We start from the raw sequence: 23,791 nt of genomic DNA, 5'->3' as shown, positions 1-23,791 counted from the left end.
ACCGAGCCCGCCTCGCGCTCCGGGGATCTGCCGCTCGCGCCCGGGGGACCGGGCGGCGAGAGGGCCCTCGAAACGACATCTCCGCGGGCCCGGGGCGCTCGCCTCGGGCCCTCGCGTCAGCCGATCACGGATCGCCGGACGTCGCGCCGAAGAGCTCGACGTCGTCGATCACGACGGCGCCCGAGTCGGCCTTGCCGCGGCCGAGGAAGCCGTTCGCGCCGACGCCGTTCATCTCCGGGCTGAACGCGAGGCCGATGATCGACGCGAGCACGTCGTTCACGTCGTCGCCGGGGTCGAGCCCCTGGTCGATTGCCCAGCCGGGGAGCGCGATGTCGGCGAACTTGAGCTCGATGAGCTGCGGCTCGACGCCGATCCGCACGTCCCAGCCGTGGCGGACCCCGCTGAGCCCGTTGGTCTGCGCGGGGCTCTCGACGTCGACGCGCAGCCCGCGCGCCGTGTCGGCGCGCGCCCGGAAGCGGACGCCCTCGAGCGACGTCACGTCGACCGAGCCCTCGGCGAGGGGCACCGTGAAATACACGTACTGGCCCCAGGCGTACGCCTCGTCGCGGAAGTCGAAGCTCAGGAGCAGGCTCTGCGCCCCGTCGAGCGGCGCGTCCTGCGTGAGGCCCTGCACCGCGCCGGACGCGTTGTTGGTGGCGAGCAGCGTGCCGACGTACAGCTCGACCGCGTCCGCCGCCTCGAAATCGTTGATCCCCGCCGCGGTGAACGAGAACGGCACGAGCGGCGTGTTGCTGGCGAAGCGGCGCAGGCGCTCGCGCAGGATCGGCACCTCGCTCTTGAGGCGCGCGACCGCCGGCTCCCACGAGGCGAGGCCGGGCCCGAGCGGATCCTCCTCGACGGCGGCGCGGATCTGCGCCGCATACGCGTCGACCTGCGCTTCGAGCTTCCCTTCGCCGAACGGCCCGTCGAGCAGCGCCTGGAGCGCGGCCTGGTAGCCCGCGAGGTCCTGGCTCAAGGCGCCGAACAGCGCGTCGCACCCCGGCACGCGCACCCGCTCGGCGCCCATGAACACCGGCATCACGGCGGGGCAGGTCGCCGGCGCCTCGGTCCAGCGGGGCACCTGACCAAAGTAGGTGCTGGCGCCGAGGGTCTGGTCCATATCCCACGGGATCAGGTGGAATTTGCCCGAGGCGGGATCGTCGTAGATGTAGAAGTTGTGGTTGTTGGCGCCGCCGGCGGCGTCGACGTAGAAGGTCGTGACCCCGTCCCAGTTCACGATCGCCTCGTCGACGGCCATGTAGCGTTGCAGCTGCTCGATGTCCGCCCACTGCGACAGCGCGGCGAGGCGCTCGTCGCCCTCGGCGGACGCGAGCGCGGCGGCGAACGCCACGAAGCGCTCGTGCGTGGCCTCATCCTCGTTCGTCTCGATGCGCTCCGCGTAGTAGCTGGCGTCGTCCGTGACCGGCCACGCTTCCTTGTAGAGGTCGCCGTCCGGCCCTCCGGGGAAATGGCTCTCCAGGAAGCGGCCGTCTACCTCCTCGACCATCGAGAAGAGCCCCTGGGGCTCGCCGTTCACATAGAGCGTGGCCCAACCGCTCCTCGGGGCCGCGACGCCCATCTCGCGGTACAGGCCATAGGCGATGCGCTCGTGGAGCTTCGTCGGATCCCAGATCATCGAGTGGAAGTTCAGCCGCTCCTGCGCGTAGAAGCGCTGGCCGTCGACGTACTCGTCGAACTTCACCTTCATGCTGAGCTTCGGGCAGGTGAGGTTTCCCTCCTCGTCGAAGCACATCTGCAGGGTGCCATAACCACCCTTGAAGCGCAGGCCGACGACGCCCAGGCGCTTGCCCATGTAGCAAGCCTCGGCCTCCACGTACTCCTCGTCGCGGGCGTTCGCCTTGAGCTCGGCCCAGCGCTCTTCCGGAAGGAGGAAGTCGAAGCGCAAGACCTCGTCGGCCGCATACAGCTCGTCCGCGTCGCGGTCGGCGAGCGTGGGGTCGGGCGGCGCGCACGGCGGCATCGGCGGGGCCTCTCCGCCGGCCCCGCCGTCCCCCCCGCCGGTGCCCGCCCCGCCCGAGCCTCCGCCTCCGGCGTTCGCCCCGCCCGAGCCTCCCCCTCCGGCGTTCGCCCCGCCCGAGCCTCCCGGCCCGGCGCCGCCGGTCCCGCCCTCGTCATCCCCGCATCCCACGCCCGCGGCGACGGCCGCCAGCACAAGCCATGTCCAACACGTAAGCTTCATGCACGCTCCTTCAGCGGCTTCGAGCGTAATCGTGCACCTCGCGCGCGTCGATCCCTGTTTTTCGCGTCACGGATCCCCGGGCCTGGCCGTCCGAGAGGCCGTCTCTGTCCGCCCCGAGTCGGGAGCCTCTCCGTGCAATCCAGTTGACAAAAAGGCACGGAATGATTCGTCGCGCCCGGGCTTTTCCGGTGCGATGACAGACAGCAAGGGGCGCCTCCTCGGGAGGGTGAGACGTGTGGGGATCGGGCTCGCGGCGACGGCCGCGCTTCTCGCGCTGTTCCGGGCCGGCGCGTCGGCGTGGGGTCAGTCCCGGCTCCGGGATTACCGGGATGCCACCCAGGCCGAATGGGACGCGGAGCGCGCGCGGATCCGCGAGCGCTCGCGGCCCGCCGGCGAGGGCGCCGCGCAGGAGGACTGCGGGGCGAGCTACGCGAGGACGGCGTCGATCCAGCTGGACGTCCATCCAGAGTGGATCAAGCGGGCGCTCGAGGCGGGGGCCGGCACGCCGCTCTCCCCCGAGCTCGCCGCCGAGATCGAGCGGCGCCGCCCGGAGATCGACGCCTTCCGGCAGACGGCGCGTTGCTCTCGTTACGAGCTGCCGGACGACAGCGCGTGGATCGATTACGGTCCCATCCATCCGGTCTGGCACGCAAACCGCGCTGTCCTGGTCCAGGGGCGCTGGCTCGAGGCCAAGGGGGATACGCGCGGCGCCCTGGACCGTTATCTCACCGTCGCCAAGGTCGGCGCGGACCTGTCCGCGGGCTCGGCCATCGCCGGTCTGATCGGCATTCACGACGCGGAGCGCGCCTACCGCCGCGCCGCGGCCCTCGTCGCCGGCGCGCCCCGGCTCCCCGCGGCGGAGCTCGCCGAGCTCGACCGGGCGCTCGAGGAGCGCGGGCGCCACCTGCCGCGGCTCGCCGACGTGCTCCGGAGAGAGCGCCTGCGCCTCCGCCAGATGGCGATGCGCCTGAGCGACGGTGGACCCCTGCCCGAGGAGGAGCTCCGCCCTCTCGCGCCGTCCACCGGCGCGCGCGCGCTCACCGCGGTGCTCCCGATGGCCGCCGTGTTCGGTCACGCCCTCCCGCCGCTCGACGCGCAGCTGCGCGCCGCGGAGCAGATGGCGCTCGGCGCGCAGCGTGATGCTTCCCAGGTCACGCGCTTTCAGGAGGTGGCCGCCGATTCGCTCGCCGCCGATGTCACGGGGCTCGGTGCCATGTTGGACGCCGAGCATCTCCAGAGGACCGCGAGGCGGGATTGCGCCTTGCGGGCGTCGTACCTGCTGGCCCGCGCGGCCGTCCAGGCAGAGCGGGCGTATGCGGACGGCGGCTATCCGGAGGCGCTGCGGGCGCTCCCGCAGGATCCTTGTGGGACAGGCCCGCTCGTGTACGCGAGGAGCCCGGGCGGCGATGGCTACACGCTGTCCAGCGTCGGCGAGAACGGCAGGGTCGACGGTCCGCGCGCGGCCGGCGGCGCGGCGGGCGACAGCGACGATATCGTCGTCACGAGGCGGGGCTCGGACGTCCTGTAGCTCGCGACCTCGATTAGCTCGCGACCTCGATCACCCGCGATGCCGCGGGGCGCCCGCGGCCGCGGCGAGGGCCGGCGCCGCGGCCTCGACGGCCAGGCACGCCTCGAACCCCTCGCGGTAGCTCGGGTAGAGCAGCGTCATGCCGAGGGCGCGCTTGATCTTCGCGTTGTCCACCGCGCGATCGTGGCGGAGCGTCTCGTGGAGATCCTCCCGCGGCGCGCCGGCCGGCAGCGAGAGGCCGAGCCGCGCGCAGAGCCAGCGGACGACCTCGATCTGCGGCACGGGCGCGTCGTCCGCGACCACGAAGACGTCGCCGGGGGCAGCGCGCTCCAGCGCCGCGAGCGCGAGGCGCGCGAGGTCCTCGACGTGGATGCGCGAGACAACGTTCGTGCCCTGCCGATCGCCCTCGCCGGTCATGCGGAAGTCGCCGCGCAAGAGCCGCTGGTGCAGGCCGCGGCCCGGGCCGTAGATGCCGGCGGCGCGCAGCGCCACGGCGCCGCGCTCGAGGTACACGGCCTCGGCCGCGAGGCGCGCGGCGGCGCGGGGGCCGTCGGCCGACGTGGGCGTCGCCTCGTCGATGCGCCCGGTGGCGTCGCCGTAGACGGCGGTCGACGAGACGTACGCGATCGCGCGCGCGCGGCGGAGCGACGGCGCGATCGCGGCGTCGGTCGCGCCGTCGGGCGGGAAGGCGACGAGCACGTCCGCGCCGTCCCCGACGAGCCGATCGACGGCCGCGGCGGTGAGCGCCGGCAGGACGCTCACCTCGATGCCGGCCTGGGCGAGCTCTGCGGCGCGCTCGGACGAGCGCGTGGTCGCGACGACGCGGCCACCGGAGGCGCGCCGCAGGCCGGCGACCACCGCGCCGGTGAAGCCGCAGCCGAGGACGAGGAGCGGGGGGGAGGGACCGAGCATGGTCGTTGCGCCCTTTACCAGGAAAAGTCGGCGTCCGTGTCGCTCTGCTGCGGACGTGAGCCGCCGTGCCTACGAGCCCTTCAGGCGGCGCTCGATCTCGTCCGCAGCGGACTCGAGCGCCGAGCGCAGGTCGAGGACCTTCCGCTCCAGCGCCTCGACATGCCGGCGGGTTGCAGCTAGCTCCGCGTTGAGCTCGACCTCCGACCGGCGCATACGCCGGTACGCGACGAGCTGCGGGCGGTTCAGCCGTAGGCGCTGGACGAAGAACTCACCTTCGCGGGTCAGGCCAGCGACGCTGCCGTCATCGGTCTCGCGCAGGTGGTGCGTCAGGTCGTCCCGGCCGGGGTGGAGCAGGCGGACGTGGGGGAGGTCGTGCTCGTGCCAGTAGGCCCCCTTGTGCTCGTTGCAGCGAGCGCATGCGTAGACGAGGTTCTCCGCATCGCCGGTGCCACCGCGGGTGCGCGGGCGATGGTGATCGATCGTCAGCGTCGCGCCGACCGCGTCCTCGTGGACGCCGCAATAAGCGCAGCGAGCATCGAATAGCTCCCGCACGGACGCGCGCAGCTCTTCGGCCACGGAACCGCGCCCTCAGCGGGCAGAGGCCAGATCGCGCCCCGTGAGGCGGCGATAATCCTCAGCCAAGGCGGAGCTGCGCTCACGCAGCGTGCGGAGATAGGCGGTGGCCTCCGAAAGGAGCTGCTCCTGCTCGGCCACGATGCGCGCGAGCGCGTCGGCCTTGGCGAGGAGCTGCGCCCTTTCCGCGGCGAGCGCGTCGGCACGTGCCGCGGCGTGGTCCATCGCCGGGCGTAGCTCATCCGCCTCATCGGCGTCGAGATCCTCGATCAGGCGAGAGAGCTCCGCGCGCTCGGCGTCGGTCAGGACCCTCTGCGACTCGGCGGCGCGAAGATCCTGGAAACGCCGGCTCTTCTCCTGGTTCCACCGCACCGTACGAGCATGCCACGGCCGGCATGACGCGCCAACCGGCCTCACGCGAGGACGGAAGGTGAAAGCCGCGCCGCACGATGCCCGTGGTCGAGCCCCAGCGCCGCCTCTGGTAGCCTGGTCGGCGCGGAGCGGACGGCCGGGACGCAGCGTGCTCGCCGCCGCGGCGACGCTCCTCAGCGCATGGCGGTCAACGTCTTCATCTCCTACGCTCCCGCGGATCGGCCGCACCTCGAAGCGCTCGAAAGGCACCTCGCCGCCCTCAAGCGGCAGGGCCTGGTGAGCACGTGGCACCGCGGCCGGATCGGCGCCGGCGCGGCGCGTGACGCGTCGATCGCGGCGGAGCTCTCCGCCGCCGAGGTGGTGCTGCTGCTGGTGAGCGAGGCGTTCCTCGCCTCGGACAGCTGCTACGAGCGGGAGCTCGGCGCCGCGCTGGAGCGGCACCGCCGGGGCGAGGCGCGCGTGGTGCCGATCCTGGTGCGCGCGTGCGACCGGGAGGGCACCGCGCTGGCGGACCTGGAGGCGCTGCCGCGGGACGGCGGGGCGGTGACGAGCTGGGCCAACCCGGACGAGGCCTGGAGGGACGTGGTCCGGGGCGTCCGCGCGGCCGTGGAGGAGGCCGCCGCGAGCGCGCGGCCGGAGGCGGCGCCCGCGCGGGCCGCGCCGACGAGCGCGCTCGCCGCGACGCTGCGCGAGGCCGAGGAGGCGATCCGCGCGATCGACAAGCAGATCGCCGCGGCGCAGAAGCGGCGGGTGAGGCTCAAGGCGGCCGGCGCGAGCACGGTGGAGGTGGACAAGGAGATCGTCGATCTCCGGCGCAAGCGCCGGGAAGGCGGCCAGCTCCACGTGGGCGAGGAGCTCAGCGAGGGGCGGTACCTGCTGCTCGAGCGGATCGGCCGCGGGGGGTTCGCGACGGTGTGGCGCGCGCTCGACGCGGGGCGGGGCGACCAGCCGGTGGCGATCAAGGTGCTGCACCCGAACCTCGCGGGCGACGAGGGGCGGCGGGAGCGGTTCTTCCGGGGGGCGCGCGCGATGGCGGAGCTCGACCACCCCGGCGTGGTGCGCATCCTGGAGCCGAAGGGCGAGGACGGCGGCTGGCACTACTTCGTGATGGAGCTCGTGCACGGCGAGGACGTGCAGAGCGCGGTCGTCGGGAAGCGGCTGCCGGCCGAGCGGGTGATCCCGATGCTCCTCCGCGCTGGAGAGGCGATCTCGTTCGCGCATGGGCGGGGGCTTGTGCACCGGGACGTGAAGCCGGCGAACATCCTGCTCGACGGAGAGGGGCTGCCGCGAATCACGGATTTCGATCTTGTCTGGGCGCGCGACACGACGGGGGGCACGAGGAGCGGGGCGCTGGGGACGTTCCTCTACGCGGCGCCGGAGCTGATGCACCGCCCGCAGGACGCGGACGCGCGCGCGGACGTGTACGGGCTCGGCATGACGGCGGTGTTCTGCCTGCACGGGGGGGAGCTGCCGCCGATCATGATGCGGTATCCGGGGCGGGTGATCGAGCGGCTGCCGTGCAGCGATGCGGTGCGGAAGGTGCTCGAGAGGGCGATCGAGTTCGAGGCGTCGGAGCGGTATCCGGATGTGGCGGCGTTCTGCGAGGCGCTCAGGGGCGCGGCGGGGAGTGGGGGCGGCGGCCTGCAGAAGGCGCAAGAAGACGCGCAGAGCGTGGATGGCGGGATCGCGCTGGAGGTGTGGCGAGACCTGGAAAAGGGCGGTCCACTTCGGGAAGCCATCGAGCAAGCCATCCTAGAACCACGGGCGCCGCGCGTCCGGGGTTCGGTGGCGCTCGCGGAGTGCAAACTCACGAACGTCGTAAGAGGCGGCGAGCAGGCAGTCCTGGGCGGAAGCTGGAGTCTCACATGGCCAAAGCGTACGATGTTTGGTGCGGACGATGAACCGTTCAAGGAGTGCGGGACGTTCCGCTGTGGGATCGTCGAGGACCTCGGCCGGCCTAGGCCACAGTGGGTCGCGTACCGGAGCGACTTCTTCGAGGCGCTTCTGCCGTGGGTAGACATTCCCGGTGGCGTACTCCTCATGGGCAGCCCGGACGAGGGCACGAAATCTCATGACGACCAGCGACCTCAGCGCCGAGTGAAAGTCGCGCCCTTTATCCTGGCAGCCACGGCCGTCACGGTACGTCAGTACGCATCGGTAATGGGCGGCGCCCCCGCGTGGACACATAAGCACGGGGCGGACGTACCGGCCACCATGATCTCATGGGATAACGCTATCGAGTTTTGCAATTCGCTTTCCAGATTAGCAGGAAGAGAGCCTTGTTATATCACATCTCCGGACACCCTAACTTGGTTACATGACACAAACGGCTTCCGACTGCCGGACGAAGCGGAGTGGGAATACGCGTGCCGCGCTGGAACAACGATGCAACATTTCACCGGCAACGAGGCGCACCGCCTCGGAGAGTTCACCGGTCAAGATCCGATGTCTCCGGTTGGGCAGAAGAAGGCCAATCGGTGGAACATTTACGACATGCACGAAAAGATTTGGGAGTGGACATGGGACGAGTACCGCAGGCATAACAAAGAAGCGCGAATGGCTGGGCATCAGGAGAGAACGGCTCGCCGTCCAGACGCTGGTGCCCGAGTGGCGCGGGGCGGTTCGATTCCTGGCAAGGCTACGTGGTTGCGCTCGGCGAGCCGGGTCGAGTACCACCACAGTCGCGGAAATCCGCTCATCGGCTTTCGCTGCGCGGGCCCCGCCCGTCGAAACGGCTGATCCTGGGCCTCGTCCGCCCTCACCCGCCCGGCTTCCTCGTATACCGGTGCTTCACCCCCAGCGGGAAGTACTCCGGATCCCCCGCCGCCCTCAGCGTCACCCGCGGCGCGCGCTTCCCCGCCGGCACGTAGTTCCTGAACTCGCTGTTCAGCCGCACCAGGTGCTCCTCGATCGACCGCGCCGCGGCCTCGCGCCGCGCCTCGCTCTCCCCCTCCCCCGGCGCGAGCTCGACCACCACCGACAGGTACGCCTCCCTGTCCGCGCCCTCGCGGACCTCCAGCACGAACTTGCCGGTCACCCACTCCTTCACGCCGGGCTGCTCGATGCCCACGACCACGTTCTCCGGATAGATGTTCGCCCCGAAGTAGGACACCGTGAAATCCGAGCGCCCGAACACGTAGACGAACGGCAGCTCCCGGGCGCCGCGCTCGCCGTCGAGCTCCCGCCCCGGATCGAAGCCGAAGCCGGCGAGCGCCGACATCATGTCCGCGTGCGCATAGACACCCCCGCTGTCGAGGATCGCATAACGGACCAGCGGAACCCCGTTCTCGCCCGAGAAGAGCAGCATCCCCTCGCGCTGCTCGAAGAACCTCACCGCCGGGTCGTACTGCACGAGCGTGGGGAGCCGGTCCTGCCCGAAGAGGGCGCGCGCGGCGTCCGGCCTCCCCGCGAGGAACCGGCGGATCGCGACGCTGAGCGGCGTCTCGTTGCCCAGCACGCCGGCGTCCGCCGTCCCGTACAGCGACGCCGAGTCGTAGCAGGGCGACGTCGACCCGACGCGCTCGCCGACAAGGCTCCGCCACTCCTCGCTGAACACCTCGCCGGCCATCACGAGCTTGATCCGGAGCGGCGCCCAGTCGACCCCCCGCGCCCGGCCCGTGTCGATCACGTCCTTCAGGAACGGCGGATACCCGAGCAGGACGACCTGATCGAACGCCGGCCCCAGATCCAGGACGACGCGGAAGATCTCGTCCTTGTTGTTGCCCGGCGTGACGACCGTGATCGGATATCCCTTCGCCGCGAGGTGACGGCAGCACGCGGTCGTGTACATCCCGCCGACCCACGAGCCGAGCGCGAAGCACACGACGGCGAGCGTGCGGCGCGCGTCGGCCCGGAAGCTGTCGTGAAACACCTGCTCGAAGCGCCGGGCCACCGGGAGCTCGTCCGCGACCGACCGCGGCCAGAACGTCGGCTTGCCCGTCGAGCCCGACGAGACCGCGACCATGTCGCACGACTCGACGCGCCCGCCCCGGCACAGGTCCGCGATCGGGTGCCGGAGCACGTAATTCTGCTTCGTGATCACCGGGAGCGCCGCGAAATCCGCGGGGGTCCGGACCGCCGCCGGGTCGACGCCGTGCTCGTCGAGGAAGCGCCGGTACGCGGGGACCGTCGCGGCGACCTCGTGGAACAACGCGAGCGCGCCCGCCGCCGGATCGACCTCGCGATGCCGCGACAGCGCCGCGTCGAGCGGCGTGCTCAGGAAAGCGTCGACGGCCGCCAAGACCCGCCTGGGTGCTGCATCCTGCATCGCGAGATCTCCCTCCTTCGGACGTTTCACGGCGAGGCGCGCGGCCGGCGCGAGGCCGCCCGGCCCGCTCGCCTCCCCGCGGCTCCAGCGTACCTCACGCGCGGCCGGCGTTCCCCGCCCCCGCCCCGGCCGCGAGCGACACCTCGTCGGCGCGCCGCTCGTAGCCCGGCGGCGGATCGGACGGCGGGTTCGCGAGCAACGACGTGACCACCGTCTCCAGCCACCGCCGCAGCGGCGTGTGCTGGAAGCCGAGCTCCGCCTTCGCCCTCGATGGATCCAGCGTCGACATCCAGCGATCGCTGAACGGCGACATCGCGACCGGGTCGATGCCGCGCGCCCGGAGCGCGGCCGAGGCGACCGGCGCGAGGCGCGCCGGCGCGCCGAGCAGCTCGGCGATCAGCGCGAGCAGCTCCGAGAGCGTCGGCGTCTCGTCCATGCAGAGGTTGTACGCCTGCCCGAACGTCGACGGCACGAGCAGCAGCGCCACGATCGCCCGCACGACGTCGCCGCTGTACACGTGCCGCACGGTATGCCCGCCGCCGTCCGGGACGAGCAGCGGGCCACCGTCGAGCACGCGCGCGACGTAGCGCTCGAGGCGGCGGTGCGGGTCGCGCTCCCCGTTCACCATCGGGATGCGCAGCACGGTCGCGGGAAAGCCGTCGTCCCGGAAGGCGGCCGCGAGCTCCTCCTCGCAGCCGCGCTTGTTCATGCCGTAGGCCCACGCCGCGCTATCCTCCTCGCCCTCGGGCTCCGGAAGCAGCGGGCCGTCGTAGTCGCGCTCGCGCGACGGCCGCGGGCACCCCTCGCGCACGAGGTACACCGAGCCGGTGCTGATCATCACGTAATGCCCGACGCGCCCGCCGCCGAGCGCCCGGGCCGCCGCGCGGCCGTCCGCGGCCGTGTACGCGGTGAAGTCCACCGCGGCGTCGAACTCGCGGCCCCCGAGCGCCTGCGCCAGGTCGTCGGCCGCGCGGTCGCAGCGGACCCGCGCGACGCGGTCGCCGAACCGATCGGGCGTCGCGCCGCGGTTCAGGAGGGTGACCTGGTGGCCCGCCGCGAGCAGGCGGTAGACGAGGAAATGGCCCATGAACCGGGTGCCGCCGAGCACGAGGACGCGCATGCGCGGCAACCTATCACCGCCGCGCGCAATGCGGACGACGCGGACGACGCGGTCGCGGCGCGGGCGGGCGGGCGGACGACGAGCGGCCTCTCGCGATCGAGCGGGATCAGGCCGCGCCCCGGCCGTGGTAGAGAGCGGTCCGTGCCGTTCTCCCATATCCTCGGCCAGGACACCGCGGTCGGCACCCTCGCGCGCGCGCTCGAGACGGGCCGCGTGCACCACGCCTACCGCTTCGAGGGCCCGCCCGGCGTCGGCAAGGAGCTCGCCGCCGTCGCGCTCTCGCAGGCGCTCGTCTGCACCGGGGGCGACCCGCTCGGCTGCGGCCGCTGCGACGCGTGCCGGCGCGCGGCCGCGCGCTCCGAGGGCCGCCCCGCGGCGCCGCTCCACCCCGACGTGCAGATCGTCGCGAAGAACTTCTACCCCGCCGCCGTCATCGGCCGGAGCCGCGACGAGCTGACCGAGATCTCGGTCGACCAGGTCCGCTCCATCGTGCTCGCCCACGCGTCCTACCCGCCGCACGAGGGGCGCGCGCGGGTGTTCATCGTGCGCGACGCCGAGGACCTCAGCGTCGGCGCCGCGAACGCGTTCCTCAAGACGCTCGAGGAGCCGCGGCCGGGCACCCACTTCATCCTGCTGACCTCGCGCGGCGATCGCCTGCTCAACACGATCCGCTCGCGCACCTTGCCCGTGCGCTTCGCCCCGCTCTCCGAGCCGATCGTCCGCGGCATCCTCCGCGATCACGGCGTGCCCGAGGAGCGGCACGACCTCGCCGTGGAGCTCGCCGCGGGTAGCGCCTCCACGGCGCTCGAGCTCGCGGACGAGGAGCAGACCGCCTCGCGCGACGCGTTCGTAAGGAGCATCCTCACGGCCGCGGCCGCCCGGGACCTCGGGCCCGCCGTCGCGTTCGCGGAGTCGCTGGATCGCGACAAGGGCGCCCTCAAGGACGACCTCCGCGCGCTCAACGCGGCGCTCGCCCGCGAGGCCCGCGCCGCCGTCGCGGCCGATCCGCGCCGCGCCGTCGTCTCGGCCAGGCGCTACGCGGCGGTCTCGCGCGCCGTGGCGCAGCTCGAGCGCAACGCCTCGCCGAGCCTGGCGATGGCCTCGCTGATCGCGGAGCTGCGCGGCGTCATCGGCTGACGGCCGCCGCGATCGCTCGGCAAGGCAACGCAGGCCGCGTCAGCCCTCGCCGCCGCCGCCGAGCCGCTCGTACCCGCCCTCCTCGACGCGCCGCCCGACCCAGGCGTGGATGCGCCCCTCGCTCGCGAGCACCACGGCCGCGTCGTGCCCGCCGCCCTCGTACAGGGCGATGATCCCCGCCTCGCCCAGCGAGGGCGCGCCCTGCCCGAGGCGCTCCAGCGCCGCCGGCAGCCGCGCGCGCCGCCGCAGGGTCATGCCCGCGATCTCGAGCGTCGCCGGCGGCTCGTCGGGCGAGTCTGCCGCCGCGGGCGCGAGCCACAGGATCTCGCGCCGCGGCGCGGGGAAGGCCACCACCGCCCGCTGGGTCGCGCCCTCCGGCGCGAGGAACACCGCGGCGACGATCTCGCCCCGCTCGCGCGCCACGATCGCGCCCGACAGCCAGCGCTCCTCGCTCCCGGCCAGGACCACGTCGCCGAGGGCGAACGGCAGCTCGTCCCACGGCGCGCCGTCGGGGGACGCCGCGGGCGCGGCGCGCTCGTCCTCGTCGCGGTCCTCCCACAGCGCCTCCCGCTCGCGGCGCGCCGCCATGTAGCCCACGGTGGCGGCCACCGCCGCGGCGGCCGCCGCGAGCAGCGTGAGGCTCATCGCGCGCCCGCGCCGCGCGGCGCCGCGGCCGCGAGGGCATCCTTGAGCGCCCGCGCCCGCGCGCTCACCTCCTCGAGGGCGCGCGACGTCGGCGCGCCCGGCGTCGGCAGCAGCGCGGCGATGATCGACGCGGCGGAGCAGAGCGGGCCCACGTCGCGCGCCCGCTCCAGCGAGATGCCGCCGATCGCCACGACCGGCAGCCCCGGCCGCGCCCGCTCGACGATGGCGCGCAGCGACGCGAGCCCCTCGAGGCCGACCACGGCGTCGGGGCGCTCCTTGCTCGACGTCGAGAAGATCGGCCCGATCGCGATGTAATCGAGGTGCTCGCTCGATTCGCGCAGCGCGGCCTCGATCTGCGCGGGCGTGTGGGTGGAGAGCCCGACGCGCAGCCGGACGCCGGCGCGCTGCGCGAGCCGGTGCACCGCGGGCACCGGGAGATCGTCCTGGCCGACGTGCACGCCGTCGCAGCGCGCGAGCACCGCGAGATCGGCCCGGTCGTTCGCGTACAACGGCACGCCTGCGCGCGCCGCGAGCGGCTGGATCGCGCGGAGGAGCGAGAGCGTGCGCGCGGCCCCGCCGCGCTTGTCGCGCAGCTGGAGGGCCCCGGGGCGAGCGTCGAGGACGGCCTCGGCGAACGCCGCCGGATCGAGCCCGCGGCGCTCGAGCGAATCGGTGTCGACGATGGCGTACAGACCGCGCATGACCACGCTTCGAGCGATGGGAGAGCGCCCGGGCGCCCCCGAGGGAGGCCGGGCTCGCCGGCTACGCTAAGGTTGACGCCCCCGGAAAGAAAGCGGAAGCGTTCGCTCCCGAACGGATCCTCCATGCGCACACGTCTCGTCCGGATCGCCTGTCTGTTCCCGTCGGCCGCCTCGGCCGCGTCGGCCGCCGTGGCCGTCTTGGGGCTCGCGTCGAGCCCTGCGCTCGCGGAGGAGAAGCCGGGCCCCGCGCAGCAGGGGGAGAAGCCGAGCTCCGCCGCGCCGGCCGACGGCCCGAAGGCCGACGCCGCCGCCCCGCCTGGCGGGGCCAAGGCCGCGGCGTCGAAGACGAGCGCGGCCGCGCCGAGGGCGGGCGCGAAGAAGAAGGCGACCGAGCCCCCGCCCCCTCCGCCGGCGCCGGCGCGCGTCTGGCTCGTCGCGCCGTCCCCCAAGGGGCCGTGGACGCTGCGGATCGACAACGAAGGGGAGCGCCCGATGCGCATCCCGGCGGACGTGCGCCTGCTGCGCTTCGAGATCGACACGCTGAACAAGCGCACGAAGAAGACGACCCGCTGCGCCGCCCCCGTGGGGCTCAAGCCGAGCGGGTTTCCCGAGCGGCGCGCGCTCCTGCTCGCGCCCGGGCAGTCGTACGTGGAGCATTTCGATCCGCGCCTGCTCTGCTTCGGCAAGGACGAAGCCGCGCTCGCCGGCGGCGCGGTGGTGAGGGCGTGGTACGGCTGGGGCCCGCCGCCCAAGTGGTCGAGAAAGGCGCCCTCGCCGCCGTTCGCCGCGGAGTCGACCGACGATCCGCCGGCGTTCGCCCCGGCGCCCGGGCTGGCGGCGCCCACCGTCGTGCTGAGCTACGGCCTGCCCCGCAAGGAGGCCGCCGCGGACGGCGCGGGCGACGCCGAGCCCCCCTCGGCGGCAGACCATGAGGCGCAGCCGTCGGCCGACAAGGCGCCGCAGCCGTCGGCCGACACGACGCCGCAGCCGTCGGCCGACAAGGCGCCGCAGCCGTCGGCCGACACGACGCCGCAGCCGTCGGCCGACACGACGCCGCAGCCGTCGGCCGACAAGACGCCGCAGCCATCGGCCGACACGACGCCGCAGCCGTCGGCCGACAAGACGCCGCAGCCGTCGGCCGACAAGACGCCGCCGCAGCCCCCGGCCGACAAGCCGATTCAAGTCGCTGCGGGCGCGCCGGGCGAGCCGATCGTGGACGCGAACGCGCCTCGCCTGGAGCTCACGAGCGAGCCCTGGTCCGACGCGGCGAGCCCTCGCTCGATCGTCGTCCGGGTCAGCGCGAAGAACGCCGGCAGGCGCCCCATGACCGTGGCCATCCGGTCGCGGATGCTCGCGTTCCTCGTCGTCGGACCGAACGGCACGACGGTGTGCGAGGCGTCCGCGTCGACGGGGGCGATCCCGCGCGACATGTTCAGGACGCTGAAGCCCGGCGCGTCGGTCGACCTCTCGCTCCTCCTGCGTGAGGTCTGCCCCGACAACACCTTCGCCCGCGAGGGTCTCTACCAGGTCAGGGCCACGCTGCACGCGAACGAGCCGGGCACAGCGCTCGGCCTGGACGCGTACACCGCCGTCGTCCGCGCCAAGAGCTCGACGCTCCTCCGCGTGAAGAGCGCGCCGGAGCCGTTCTACGCGACCGCGCCCCGGGCCGTGCCGACGCCGAAGCCCGAGGAGGGCGAGGCGCCGGAGCAGGAGGACGGCGAGCGACCTTGAGGCGGCTCGCCGCGCCGGGCGCGGCCGATCCCCGCGCTACACGGGGATGATCCCCCGCTTCTTCTCCGGCCGCTCCACCCGCTTCTTCCGCGCGAGCTCGAGCCCCCACGCGATCGCCCGGCGCGTGTCCCGGGGATCGATCACGTCGTCGATGAGCCCCCACCCGGCGACCTTCATCACGTCGATGTTCTTCTGGAGCGCCTCGATCATCCCCTGCTTCACCTCGGGCAGCGGCGGCGCGTCCCCGAACAGCTTCTTCGCCGCGATCCCGAGCATCCCCTCCGGCCCCATCACGCTGATCTCCGCGGTCGGCCAGCCGACGATGAGGTCCGGCTCGTACGCGCGCCCGCACATCACGTAATAGCCGGCGCCGTACGCCTTGCGCACGACCACCGTGATCTTCGGCACGGTGGCCGCGGCCATGACGTGCAGCATCTTCGCCCCGTGGCGGATGATCCCCTCGTGCTCGACCTTCGAGCCGATCATGAAGCCCGGCACGTCCTGCAGGAACACGAGCGGCACGTTGAACGCGTCGCAGATCTGCATGAAGCGCGCGGCCTTGTCGGAGGCGTCCACGTCGAGGATGCCGCCCATCTGGGTCGGCTGGTTCGCAACGATCCCGACCGGCTGGCCGCCGATGCGCGCGAGGCACGTGATGATCGAGCGCGCCCACCGCGGCTTCAGGTCGAACCGCTCGCCGTGATCCACGATCGCGTCGATCAGCTTCAGCATGTCGTACGCGCGCCGCGGGCTCTCCGGCAGGAGGTCGAGCAGCGACTCCTCCCGCCGCTCGACGGGATCCGTCACCGGCAAGCGCGGCGGCTCCTCGTCGCAGCTCGACGGGAAGAACGAGAGGTACCGCTTCACCGCGGCGATGCACTCGGCGTCGCTCGCGTACTCCGCGTCGCCGACGCCGCTCTTCATCGCGTGCACCTTGCTGCCGCCGAGCTCCTGCTCGGAGATGTCCTCGCCCGTCATCGCGCGCACGAGCGGCGGGCCGCCGAGCGCCATCGAGCCGACGTCCTTGACCATCGGCACGAAGTCCGCGAGCCCCGGGATGTACGCGGTGCCCGCGGCGCCCGGCCCCACCATGGCGGCGACCTGCGGCACCACGCCGCTCATGTGCACCTGCTCGCGGAACAGGTGCCCCGAGCCGGCGAACAGCGAGATGCTGTCCGGGTGCATCGAGCCGGGATCGATGCGCGCCCCGCCCGAGTCGATGAACCACACCATCGGCCAGCGCCCGCGGAGCGCCATCTGCCGCAGCCGGGTCACCTTCTCCTCGCCCGTCTGCCCGATGCTGCCGCCCTTCACGGTGAAGTCGTACGCCGCCGCGCACACCATCCGCCCGTCGACCTTGCCGAACGCGCACACCACCGCGTCGGCCGGCGGCCGGTCCTTCCCGTCCGGCCCGGCCGCGAGCCCCATCTGCGTGCCGTGCATCCCGACCTCGAAGCACACGCCGTCGTCGAAGAACGCCGCGAGCCGCTCCCGCGCCGTCATCTTCCCGCGGGCGTGCTGCTTCGCCACCCGCTCCTCGCCGCCCATCCGCCGCACCTGCTCCCGGCGGGCCTCGAGGTCCTTCACGAGCTCTCGCATGTTCACGGGCCACCTCATCCTGCGCGCCCCGCTCGCCGTCGCGCGCCGCGCGGCGAGCAGGGCCGCCTCAACCGAGAGCCAGCGAGCGCCGCGGCCTGCGGCGCCCTCCCGTCCCCCGCAACGCACCCACGCGCCCCCCCGGCGCCTACCTGCCCGACCAGCGGGGCTGCCGCTTCTCCAGGAAGGCCATGAGCCCCTCGCGCGCGTCGTCGGTCGCGAGGCAGCCCGCGAGCCGCTCGCGCAGCAACGGCAGCGCCGACTCCAGGTCGAGATCGTCCTGCGCCGCGAACGCCTCCAGGCCGAGCCGCACCGCGATCGGGCTCTTCGCCGCGATCGCCCGGGTCACCTCGTCGACCGCGGCGTCGAGCGCGCCCGGCTCGACCACCCGGTTCAGGAGCCCGCACTGCGCGGCCTCGTCGGCGTCGAGGCGCTGCCCGAGCAGCATCATCTCCAGCAGCCTGCGGCGGCTCACGTGCCGCTGGAGCACCGCCATGATCATCATCGGGAACAGGCCCACATTGATCTCCGGCGTCCCGAGCTTCGCGCCGCGGGCGGCGATCGCGAAGTGCGACGCCGCGACGAGCCCGAGCCCGCCGCCCAGCGCGTGCCCGTTCACCCGCGCCACGATCGGCTTGCTCGAGTTCGCCATGGCGAGCAGCAGGTCCGCGTAGTCGCCCTTCGGCGCGGGCGCCGGCGCCCCCTCGGCGCCGGTGAGCTGCGCGAAGTCGCCGCCGGCGCAGAACGCGTCGCCCGCGCCGGTCAGGACCACGCAGCGCACCGCCTCGTCGGCCATGCCGGCCTCGAGGGCGTGGTGCAGCTCGTTCACCATCGCCGGCCCGATCGCGTTCTTGCGCCCCGGGTTGTTCAGCGTGAGCCGGAGGACGCCCCCCGCGGAGGCGGCCTGGACGACCGCGGTCGCGCCGCCCGTCACGAGGCCGCCCCCTCCGCCGGACCGCCCGCGCCGTCGCCGCGCAGCCCCAGGATCTGCCGGGCTTCCTCGACCGTGGCCGGCCTGCGCCCGACGTCGCGCACCATGCGCACGGCCACCTCGCACAGCTCGCCGTTGCTGCGCGCCATCTCGCCGCTCGGCAGGTAGAAGTGGTCCTCGAGCCCGCACCGCACGTTGCCGCCGAGCACGAGCGCCGCCGCCAGCATCCGCCACTGCCCGTGGCTGATGCCGATCACCTCCCACTCCGAGCCGGGCGGCATGATCTTGGTCTGGAGCTGGAGCGACTCCACGTGCGCCGGGATGCCGCCCAGCACGTTGACGATGAACGAGAACTGCAGCGGCGGCTTGAGCAGGCCCATGTCGACGAGCGGCCACACGCCGTGGGTGTGCCCGGTGTCGAAGCACTCGAGCTCGGGCTTCGTCCCGGCCTCGTTCATGGCGGTGAGGAGCTTGCCGATCTTCGCGTACGTGTTGGGAAACACCATGTCGAAGTCGAAGCTCTTCCGCGCGCGCGAGTACTTCGAGTAGTTCATGGTGCCCATGTTGAGGGCCGCGATCTCCGGCCGGCTCTCGCGGATGGCCGCGCACTGCTCGCTGACGTCCTCGAGGATCGTGCCCGTCGAGAAGTTCAGGATCACCGGGCAGCGCCGCCGCACCTCTTCCTTGATCTTCGCGAACACGGCCGGGGCGAACGTCGGCGACCCGTCGTCGTTGCGCGCGTGGATGTGCACCGCCGCCGCCCCCGCGTCGTAGGCCCGCTTCGCCTCCTCGGCGATCTCGACCGGCGTGTACGGGATCGCGGGGCACTGCTTGCGGTTCGCGAGCACCCCGGACAGCGCGCAGGTCACCACGCAGACATCGGGATCTCGCTCGTTCGGCTTCCGCGGTTCCCCGGTGAACGTCGGCTTCTCTCTCATGCCCCCTGCCTCCCTTTCACGTCCTGTCGCCGCCGTCGCCCTTCTTCGGTCCGCTCTGCGCGACCCGGGCGACCACCTGTCTCTGCAGCTTCGTCAGGATCCGGAGCAAGTCGCGCAGATCGGTCGAGCTCAGGCCGAGGAGCGCGCTCCGGAAGATCTCCATCGGCTCGACCTGGATCTCGCGGGCGAGCCGCGCCCCTTTCTCGCTGAGCCGGATGTGCACGACCCGCCGGTCGGCCTTCGAGCGCTCGCGCCGGACGAGCCCTTCCCTCTCCATGCGGTCGACGATCCCCGTCACGGTGCTGTTCTGCGCCCGGATCCGCTCTGACAGCGTGGACAGCGACAGATCTTGAAACGACTCGAGCAGCTTGAGGATGGTGAGCTGTGGTCCGGTGAGGCCGAACCCGCTCGCCATGCCCTTCGTGAGCCGGCGCGACTCCGTGTAGAGATAGATGATCATCTCCACGATGGCGTCGATCTCCGGCCTCTCTGGCGGGGGCAGGGTCGCGGTCACGATGCTTCGTGTACGAAATATTCGCTCCCGAAGGTTGCGTCAAGCGCGCGGCCTCACACGCCACGCGCGTACCGAGCGGACGCATCTGCGCCCGGACCGCGGGCCCCCGGGGAGGGAGCTCGTGGCGCGGCGCCGGGAGGACCGGTGTCTGAGCCTGGTGACGATGCGTCCCCGGCGTGCAGCGCACGCCGCCGGGGTGCATTGTCCCAGGCGAGTTCGGTCCTCCCGGCGCCGCGCCACGAGCTCCCTCTCCGGGGGCCGGGCAGCTCGGATCACCCTGCGCCCTGCGCCCTGCGACCCGCTACCGGCCGCTGCGCCCCTGCCGCCCCCGCTTCCCTCGCCGCCCTTCCGCCCGGATCTCCCGGATGCACCACCGCAGCGCCTCCTGGAGGTCGCGGTGCACCTGGACCGACGAGAGATCGATGCCGAGCGACGACGCCGTCTGCGCCACCTGGGGCTGCACGCCGGCCACCACGCCCTGCGCGCCGAGCAGCTCGATCGTCTGCAGCATGCTGATGAGGTGCTGCGCCGTCGTGGAGTCGACCTCTTCGACCCCCGTCACCTCGACGATCGCATACCGCGACTTCGTCTCGACGATCGTGCGCAGCAGCTTCTCCGTGATCTCGGTGGCCCGGTGCCGATCGATGCTCCCCACGAGCGGCAGCACGAGCACGCTGTTCCAGACCTGGATGATCGGCGTCGACAGCGTCTCGATCGCGGACTCCTGCCGCTCGATCACCGCGCGCAGCGACTCCTGCTGCTCGACCACCGCGCGCAGCGACTCCTCGGCGCGCATGCGCTCCAGCGTGATCGCGAACATCTCCCCGACGACCTGGAGCAGCGCCCGCACGCTCTTGTCCCACGCCCGGATCGAGCGCACCGCGTCGATCCCCACGACCCCCACGAGCCGGCCCGCGTACGCCGCGGGCATCCGCACGAACGAGGCGATCCCCAGCTCCGTGAACGCTCGCCGCTCGCTCGCTGCCTCATCCGGCAGGTCGGCCACGCGCGGCACGTCGCACACCTCGAGGCGGCACAGCCTGTCGACGAGCCACGGATACACGTCCTTGGAGACGACAGCCCGCTCCGCGAGCAGCGACGGGACCCCTTCGGCGCACCACTCGTGCGTGTTCAGGAACCGCCGCCCGTCCTCCGAGAGCAAGAACAGGCTCGTCCGATCGGCGCGCAGCGCCTTGCCGAGCTCCGCGAGCGCCAGCTGAAAGCCGCGGTCGATGTCCGCGAGCTTCACGTTGATGAAATGGGCCGAGATCGACGCGACCAGCATCTTGGTCTCGATCCGCTGCATCAGCGCCCGCTCGACGCGCTTCTGCTTGCCCACGTTGCGCGCCCAGGCGTAGACGAGCCCCTCGCCGGGCACCGACAGCATCGACCAGGACAGCCACACGTAGAGGCCGCTCCTGCTCCTGCACCGGTTCTCCATCCCGAGCGTGACCGGCCCCTCCCGGAGCCGCGCCAGCTGCTCCCGCGTCGCGGCGAGGTCGTCCTGGTGCACGAGATCGAGCAGGTTCCGGCCGACCAGCTCCTCGGCCCCGAGGCCCAGCGTGCGCTCCCAGGCGCCGCTCACGCGGAGGAACGATCCGTCGATCCGCAGAACGCAGAGCGGATCGGGACAGACAGCGAAGAACCTCGCTACGTCCGCTTCGTTCGCAGGTGCGTCCATCGCCGGTCGCCTTATCGAGCCCCCACCCCACGCTTACGGCTCTTTGACATCCTCGAACGTCGTCCGCGCGGCCACGTGCTCCTCGTTCAGGTTGAGCAGGATCGGCAGGGTCTCGTGCTGCCAGTCGTCGTCGAGGATCCGCCGCACCGTCACCCGCCCGGGCACCAGGTTGTACACGGCGTCCACGATGTCCATGATGACGTAGAAGCCGTTCGAGTTGCAGAACCGCATCTTCACGAAGTCCATCACCGTGGACGTGATCGGATGCTGCGGCAGGACTCGCGCCAGCTCGTCGAGGTAGCTGGACAGGTACCGGTACGGGTTGTCGATCCGGATAGCGCCCTCGAAGGTCAAGACGAGGCGGTTGTCGTCATCGAGCCGGGCGACCGACTGAAAGACGCTCAGCCCGCCATCCGTGATTTCTCCATAGCTGAGAGCCTTCATACGCGACCTTTCGTGGAAAACATACGGAGCCTTTTCAAGGGAAAGTAGCCTGGACGACGAGAATTCCATCGACGTACTGCGTCGAGAGATGGAATTTGTTCTCAGCGGTCAGCCGAATGAGGCCGAGGCCGCCCCTCCGCCGGTCGTTGCGCCGCTCGCGCACCGTCCTGGCGAAGAGCTCCCTCGGGTCCTCCGCGGCGAAGATCTCGTCGAATACCGCCTTGACGGTACGGTACTCTTCCGGCGTAACGCGGTTGGATACCTTGATGAGTAGCCGGTCGGGATCGATGCTCAGATCGAGTCGTACCTCGCTGTCACGCTCGGTCCCGTGCTGGATCACGTTGGTGACCAGCTCGGTGACGACCACGTTGACCTTCTGGCAGATCCGTCTGGGATAGAACCTCACCAGGAGCGCATCCAGAAAGTTCGCAAGCAGGCCGGCCACGTCGCCCGTGATGTGATCGATCGGAGATATATATATCGATGCACCGACCGACGTCTGCGAATGATTCTTCTCGGGCTTCATCAGGCGCACCTTCGCAGGATGATCAGTGTGATGTCGTCGGCGTCCGCCACTCGGAACCGCGTGTAGTCCTCGATGCACCGGTCGAGGATGACCTGCACCGGCTCCTCGCTGTGCTTGACGACGATTTCGTTGAGACGTTGCACGGAATATATCTCCCCGCTCGCGTCCTGCGCCTCGAACATCCCGTCTGTGTACAAGGCGAGGACGTCGTCCTCCTCGAACGGCAGCTCGAACTCGTGAAACGGCTTGATGCGCAGACCGATGAAGTTGCTCACCCGGTTGAACGAGCGAGGCGTACCCCGACGGACCAGGAGCCCGTACCCTCCGCCCGAGACGTAGCGGAGGAATCGGTCCGTAAACATGACGAAGTTCACCGTCGCGTACCGGCGAACCTCCCGGAGGAACGAGTAAGCGCTCCGGTTCACCCAATCCACGATCGCCCCGGGGCTGTCGAGGCGCTTGGTGGCGTGGGCGAACTGAGCCTTCAGAAACGCCATGATGAGCGCCGACGATACTCCGTGACCCGAGATATCGTAAACACCGATCGCGTGGCGCTCGCCGGGGAGATAGAAGAAGTCGTAATAGTCCCCTCCCACCTGCGCTAGCTGCTTGTGGAAGATGGCCATGTCGAACGCCGAGGCGATGGGCCCGCTCGCCTCCGGCAGCAGGGCGCGCTGGACCTGCCGCGCCACCGCGAGGTCGTCGTCGATGGCCCGGTTGTACCCTTCTAGCTCGTTCTCGATGCTGGTCGCGTGCTCCAGGATCGCCTCGTGCACCAGGGAGAGATCGTCGAAGTCGAGCTTCAGCTTATCGACGTACTCCAAGAGTGCGCTGCAGCGCTCCATGAAGTCTGTGAAATTCCCCTCGTCGCGCAGGAGAGTGTTCCACGCTTGCCGCTCCTTCACGATCGCCCTGATGGCATCCAGATTGCTCTGCTTCTGTATGAAGCCTCTGGAGTGCATCGAGCTGATGTCCTTAGGTGCAGTCATGGCTCGACCTGGACGCGATTCGGGTTGGACGGAAGATCCCATCCGATCTCAATCACAGAGTATCATCTCGAAGTTCTGGTTGAACTTCTTGAGGTTGGGCAGCGACTTCCCCTGCCACGGGATGGACTTCGAGCCGCGGACGATGAGCTGGAGCTCTCCCTTCTTCCGGGTGGCGATGGCGAACTTGTAGAGGACGTTGATCCCCGAGCTGTTCAGGAAGTTCAGCGCCCTGACGTCGAGCGTGATGGTGGGAGGGTTCGTGGCCAGGACCTTGTCGAGCAGCTCCTCGATCGGGGCGTACTCGGTCGTGCCGCCAAGACGAAGGATGCCCTCCAGGTACACCACAACCTCAGAGGGATCGTACCAAACCCGGTAGTTGCCACCTTTGATTTCCATTCTCGACCTTTCGTTCAAAATAGGAATCCTGGCCATCGTCTTGATGCTGAAGCTGTTCACCGAGATCGGATCGAGCTTCCACCCAAGACTGACACCGTAATCATTCATGATGATGAGATAGCCGAGCCCCGACCCGGCGTTCTCTGCGTCTTCGGCGTTCGCCTCCGCCTGCCGCCGCAGGAGCTCCCCCGGGTCCTCCTGCGTGAGCTCGAGGAGCTTCTCCCGAAGCGACGGGACGGCCGCGTTCGTGATCTGGTTGCTGACGAGGCACACCAGGTCCTCACGCCCGATGCCGACGGTCACGGTGATATCACCGTGCTGATTGAACTTGACGGCGTTCTCAACCAGCTCGTTCAGAACGTAACCGATGGCGCCTGAGACCTCGTCTCGGCTGATGAGCCTGTCCTCGCCGTCGATCTCCGGGAAGAGCTCCCCGAAGTACTCGGCCATGAAATTCGCCGTCAGGTTACACAGGCTCCATCTCACCGCGAACGAGTCGGGGTACAACGTCAGCGACATGTGCTCGCTGAACGAATCGTCTAAAGAGTAGACGCCGATGATTTCGCTCATGGTAATGCCCAGTCTCCCCC

21 protein-coding genes are annotated in these 23,791 nt (G+C 71.3%); 4 read left to right on the top strand and 17 right to left on the bottom strand.

The features are described 5' to 3' along the window. Positions 1-124: 124 nt before the first annotated feature. Positions 125-2,200, bottom strand: coding sequence for a CotH kinase family protein (locus tag WME98_RS35460; RefSeq protein ID WP_437946053.1), 2,076 nt, complete (start codon positions 2,198-2,200; stop codon positions 125-127). 235 nt (positions 2,201-2,435) lie between these two features. On the opposite strand from WME98_RS35460, the gene WME98_RS35455 reads away from it, so the two are divergent. Further along, complete coding sequence (locus WME98_RS35455; protein ID WP_437946052.1) at positions 2,436-3,728, top strand: hypothetical protein; 1,293 nt, start codon at positions 2,436-2,438, stop codon at positions 3,726-3,728. A gap of 30 nt (positions 3,729-3,758) precedes the next feature. On the opposite strand, the gene WME98_RS35450 is transcribed toward WME98_RS35455, so the two are convergent. From WME98_RS35450 to WME98_RS35440, 3 genes are all read right to left on the bottom strand, one after another. Next, the gene (locus WME98_RS35450; protein ID WP_437946051.1) at positions 3,759-4,640 is read right to left on the bottom strand and encodes an NAD-dependent epimerase/dehydratase family protein; all 882 of its coding nucleotides are present in this window, start codon (positions 4,638-4,640) and stop codon (positions 3,759-3,761) included. A 69-nt stretch (positions 4,641-4,709) separates the two neighbouring features. Next, a complete protein-coding gene (locus WME98_RS35445; protein WP_437946050.1) occupies positions 4,710-5,192 on the bottom strand; it encodes an HNH endonuclease in 483 nt (160 codons plus the stop codon). Positions 5,193-5,228: 36 nt separating this feature from the next. Then, entirely contained in the window at positions 5,229-5,585 is a 357-nt protein-coding gene (locus WME98_RS35440) for a hypothetical protein (RefSeq protein WP_437946049.1), read from the bottom strand. Positions 5,586-5,765: 180 nt separating this feature from the next. Between WME98_RS35440 and WME98_RS35435 the strand changes: the two genes are divergently transcribed. Further along, entirely contained in the window at positions 5,766-8,324 is a 2,559-nt protein-coding gene (locus WME98_RS35435) for an SUMF1/EgtB/PvdO family nonheme iron enzyme (protein ID WP_437946048.1), read from the top strand. 19 nt (positions 8,325-8,343) lie between these two features. On the opposite strand, the gene WME98_RS35430 is transcribed toward WME98_RS35435, so the two are convergent. Both WME98_RS35430 and WME98_RS35425 read right to left on the bottom strand, forming a co-directional pair. Then, positions 8,344-9,852 carry a phenylacetate--CoA ligase family protein gene (locus tag WME98_RS35430; protein WP_437946047.1) on the bottom strand — a complete coding sequence of 503 codons (1,509 nt, stop codon included), beginning with the start codon at positions 9,850-9,852 and terminating at the stop codon, positions 8,344-8,346. 94 nt (positions 9,853-9,946) lie between these two features. Continuing rightward, a complete protein-coding gene (locus tag WME98_RS35425) occupies positions 9,947-10,972 on the bottom strand; it encodes an NAD-dependent epimerase/dehydratase family protein (protein ID WP_437946046.1) in 1,026 nt (341 codons plus the stop codon). 141 nt (positions 10,973-11,113) lie between these two features. On the opposite strand from WME98_RS35425, the gene WME98_RS35420 reads away from it, so the two are divergent. Continuing rightward, a complete protein-coding gene (locus WME98_RS35420) occupies positions 11,114-12,109 on the top strand; it encodes an ATP-binding protein (protein ID WP_061627244.1) in 996 nt (331 codons plus the stop codon). 39 nt (positions 12,110-12,148) lie between these two features. On the opposite strand, the gene WME98_RS35415 is transcribed toward WME98_RS35420, so the two are convergent. Both WME98_RS35415 and WME98_RS35410 read right to left on the bottom strand, forming a co-directional pair. Beyond that, entirely contained in the window at positions 12,149-12,754 is a 606-nt protein-coding gene (locus WME98_RS35415; protein WP_437946045.1) for a hypothetical protein, read from the bottom strand. Then, positions 12,751-13,455: a thiamine phosphate synthase gene (locus WME98_RS35410; protein ID WP_437946044.1), complete on the bottom strand. Its 705-nt coding sequence runs from the start codon at positions 13,453-13,455 to the stop codon at positions 12,751-12,753. Before WME98_RS35410 ends, WME98_RS35415 begins: the two co-directional genes overlap by 4 nt. A gap of 123 nt (positions 13,456-13,578) precedes the next feature. On the opposite strand from WME98_RS35410, the gene WME98_RS35405 reads away from it, so the two are divergent. Further along, on the top strand, positions 13,579-15,186 hold the full coding sequence (locus WME98_RS35405) for a hypothetical protein (RefSeq protein ID WP_437946043.1): 1,608 nt from the start codon (positions 13,579-13,581) through the stop codon (positions 15,184-15,186). Between the two features lie 36 nt (positions 15,187-15,222). Here the strand turns inward: WME98_RS35405 and WME98_RS35400 are convergent, their stop codons facing one another. From WME98_RS35400 to WME98_RS35360, 9 genes are all read right to left on the bottom strand, one after another. Then, positions 15,223-16,785 (bottom strand): acyl-CoA carboxylase subunit beta, encoded by a 1,563-nt coding sequence (locus WME98_RS35400; protein WP_437954056.1) that lies wholly within the window; start codon positions 16,783-16,785, stop codon positions 15,223-15,225. Between the two features lie 145 nt (positions 16,786-16,930). Continuing rightward, positions 16,931-17,716 carry an enoyl-CoA hydratase/isomerase family protein gene (locus tag WME98_RS35395; protein WP_437946042.1) on the bottom strand — a complete coding sequence of 262 codons (786 nt, stop codon included), beginning with the start codon at positions 17,714-17,716 and terminating at the stop codon, positions 16,931-16,933. Continuing rightward, positions 17,713-18,651: a 3-keto-5-aminohexanoate cleavage protein gene (locus WME98_RS35390; protein WP_437946041.1), complete on the bottom strand. Its 939-nt coding sequence runs from the start codon at positions 18,649-18,651 to the stop codon at positions 17,713-17,715. The genes WME98_RS35395 and WME98_RS35390 overlap by 4 nt, the downstream gene beginning before the upstream one ends. 16 nt (positions 18,652-18,667) lie before the next feature. Then, positions 18,668-19,165 (bottom strand): MarR family winged helix-turn-helix transcriptional regulator, encoded by a 498-nt coding sequence (locus WME98_RS35385; RefSeq protein WP_437337091.1) that lies wholly within the window; start codon positions 19,163-19,165, stop codon positions 18,668-18,670. 301 nt (positions 19,166-19,466) lie between these two features. Next, entirely contained in the window at positions 19,467-20,846 is a 1,380-nt protein-coding gene (locus WME98_RS35380; RefSeq protein ID WP_437946040.1) for an STAS domain-containing protein, read from the bottom strand. Between the two features lie 33 nt (positions 20,847-20,879). Beyond that, entirely contained in the window at positions 20,880-21,290 is a 411-nt protein-coding gene (locus tag WME98_RS35375) for a hypothetical protein (RefSeq protein ID WP_020734190.1), read from the bottom strand. A gap of 34 nt (positions 21,291-21,324) precedes the next feature. Next, complete coding sequence (locus tag WME98_RS35370; RefSeq protein ID WP_236644532.1) at positions 21,325-21,816, bottom strand: ATP-binding protein; 492 nt, start codon at positions 21,814-21,816, stop codon at positions 21,325-21,327. Beyond that, complete coding sequence (locus WME98_RS35365; protein WP_148314768.1) at positions 21,816-22,778, bottom strand: SpoIIE family protein phosphatase; 963 nt, start codon at positions 22,776-22,778, stop codon at positions 21,816-21,818. The genes WME98_RS35370 and WME98_RS35365 overlap by 1 nt, the downstream gene beginning before the upstream one ends. Before the next feature lie 75 nt (positions 22,779-22,853). Next, positions 22,854-23,771: a slr1658 superfamily regulator gene (locus WME98_RS35360; RefSeq protein ID WP_012234413.1), complete on the bottom strand. Its 918-nt coding sequence runs from the start codon at positions 23,769-23,771 to the stop codon at positions 22,854-22,856. Between the last annotated feature and the right edge of the window lie 20 nt (positions 23,772-23,791).

Source organism: Sorangium sp. So ce296 (assembly GCF_051529605.1).
Lineage (GTDB): Bacteria > Myxococcota_A > Polyangia > Polyangiales > Polyangiaceae > Sorangium > Sorangium cellulosum_D.
The sequence above is the reverse complement of the archived record's forward strand: the minus strand, read 5'-3'. Positions and strand labels throughout refer to the sequence as shown.

Bases quoted from the DNA above. Each gene is read 5' to 3' on its own strand.
- WME98_RS35460 (WP_437946053.1), bottom strand. From the start codon at position 2,200: ATGAAGCTTACGTGTTGGACATGGCTTGTGCTGGCGGCCGTCGCCGCG.
- WME98_RS35450 (WP_437946051.1), bottom strand. From the start codon at position 4,640: ATGCTCGGTCCCTCCCCCCCGCTCCTCGTCCTCGGCTGCGGCTTCACC.
- WME98_RS35435 (WP_437946048.1), top strand. From the start codon at position 5,766: ATGGCGGTCAACGTCTTCATCTCCTACGCTCCCGCGGATCGGCCGCAC.
- WME98_RS35430 (WP_437946047.1), bottom strand. From the start codon at position 9,852: ATGCAGGATGCAGCACCCAGGCGGGTCTTGGCGGCCGTCGACGCTTTC.
- WME98_RS35425 (WP_437946046.1), bottom strand. From the start codon at position 10,972: ATGCGCGTCCTCGTGCTCGGCGGCACCCGGTTCATGGGCCATTTCCTC.
- WME98_RS35415 (WP_437946045.1), bottom strand. From the start codon at position 12,754: ATGAGCCTCACGCTGCTCGCGGCGGCCGCCGCGGCGGTGGCCGCCACC.
- WME98_RS35410 (WP_437946044.1), bottom strand. From the start codon at position 13,455: ATGCGCGGTCTGTACGCCATCGTCGACACCGATTCGCTCGAGCGCCGC.
- WME98_RS35405 (WP_437946043.1), top strand. From the start codon at position 13,579: ATGCGCACACGTCTCGTCCGGATCGCCTGTCTGTTCCCGTCGGCCGCC.
- WME98_RS35400 (WP_437954056.1), bottom strand. From the start codon at position 16,785: ATGCGAGAGCTCGTGAAGGACCTCGAGGCCCGCCGGGAGCAGGTGCGG.
- WME98_RS35390 (WP_437946041.1), bottom strand. From the start codon at position 18,651: ATGAGAGAGAAGCCGACGTTCACCGGGGAACCGCGGAAGCCGAACGAG.
- WME98_RS35380 (WP_437946040.1), bottom strand. From the start codon at position 20,846: ATGGACGCACCTGCGAACGAAGCGGACGTAGCGAGGTTCTTCGCTGTC.
- WME98_RS35375 (WP_020734190.1), bottom strand. From the start codon at position 21,290: ATGAAGGCTCTCAGCTATGGAGAAATCACGGATGGCGGGCTGAGCGTC.
- WME98_RS35370 (WP_236644532.1), bottom strand. From the start codon at position 21,816: ATGAAGCCCGAGAAGAATCATTCGCAGACGTCGGTCGGTGCATCGATA.
- WME98_RS35365 (WP_148314768.1), bottom strand. From the start codon at position 22,778: ATGCACTCCAGAGGCTTCATACAGAAGCAGAGCAATCTGGATGCCATC.
- WME98_RS35360 (WP_012234413.1), bottom strand. From the start codon at position 23,771: ATGAGCGAAATCATCGGCGTCTACTCTTTAGACGATTCGTTCAGCGAG.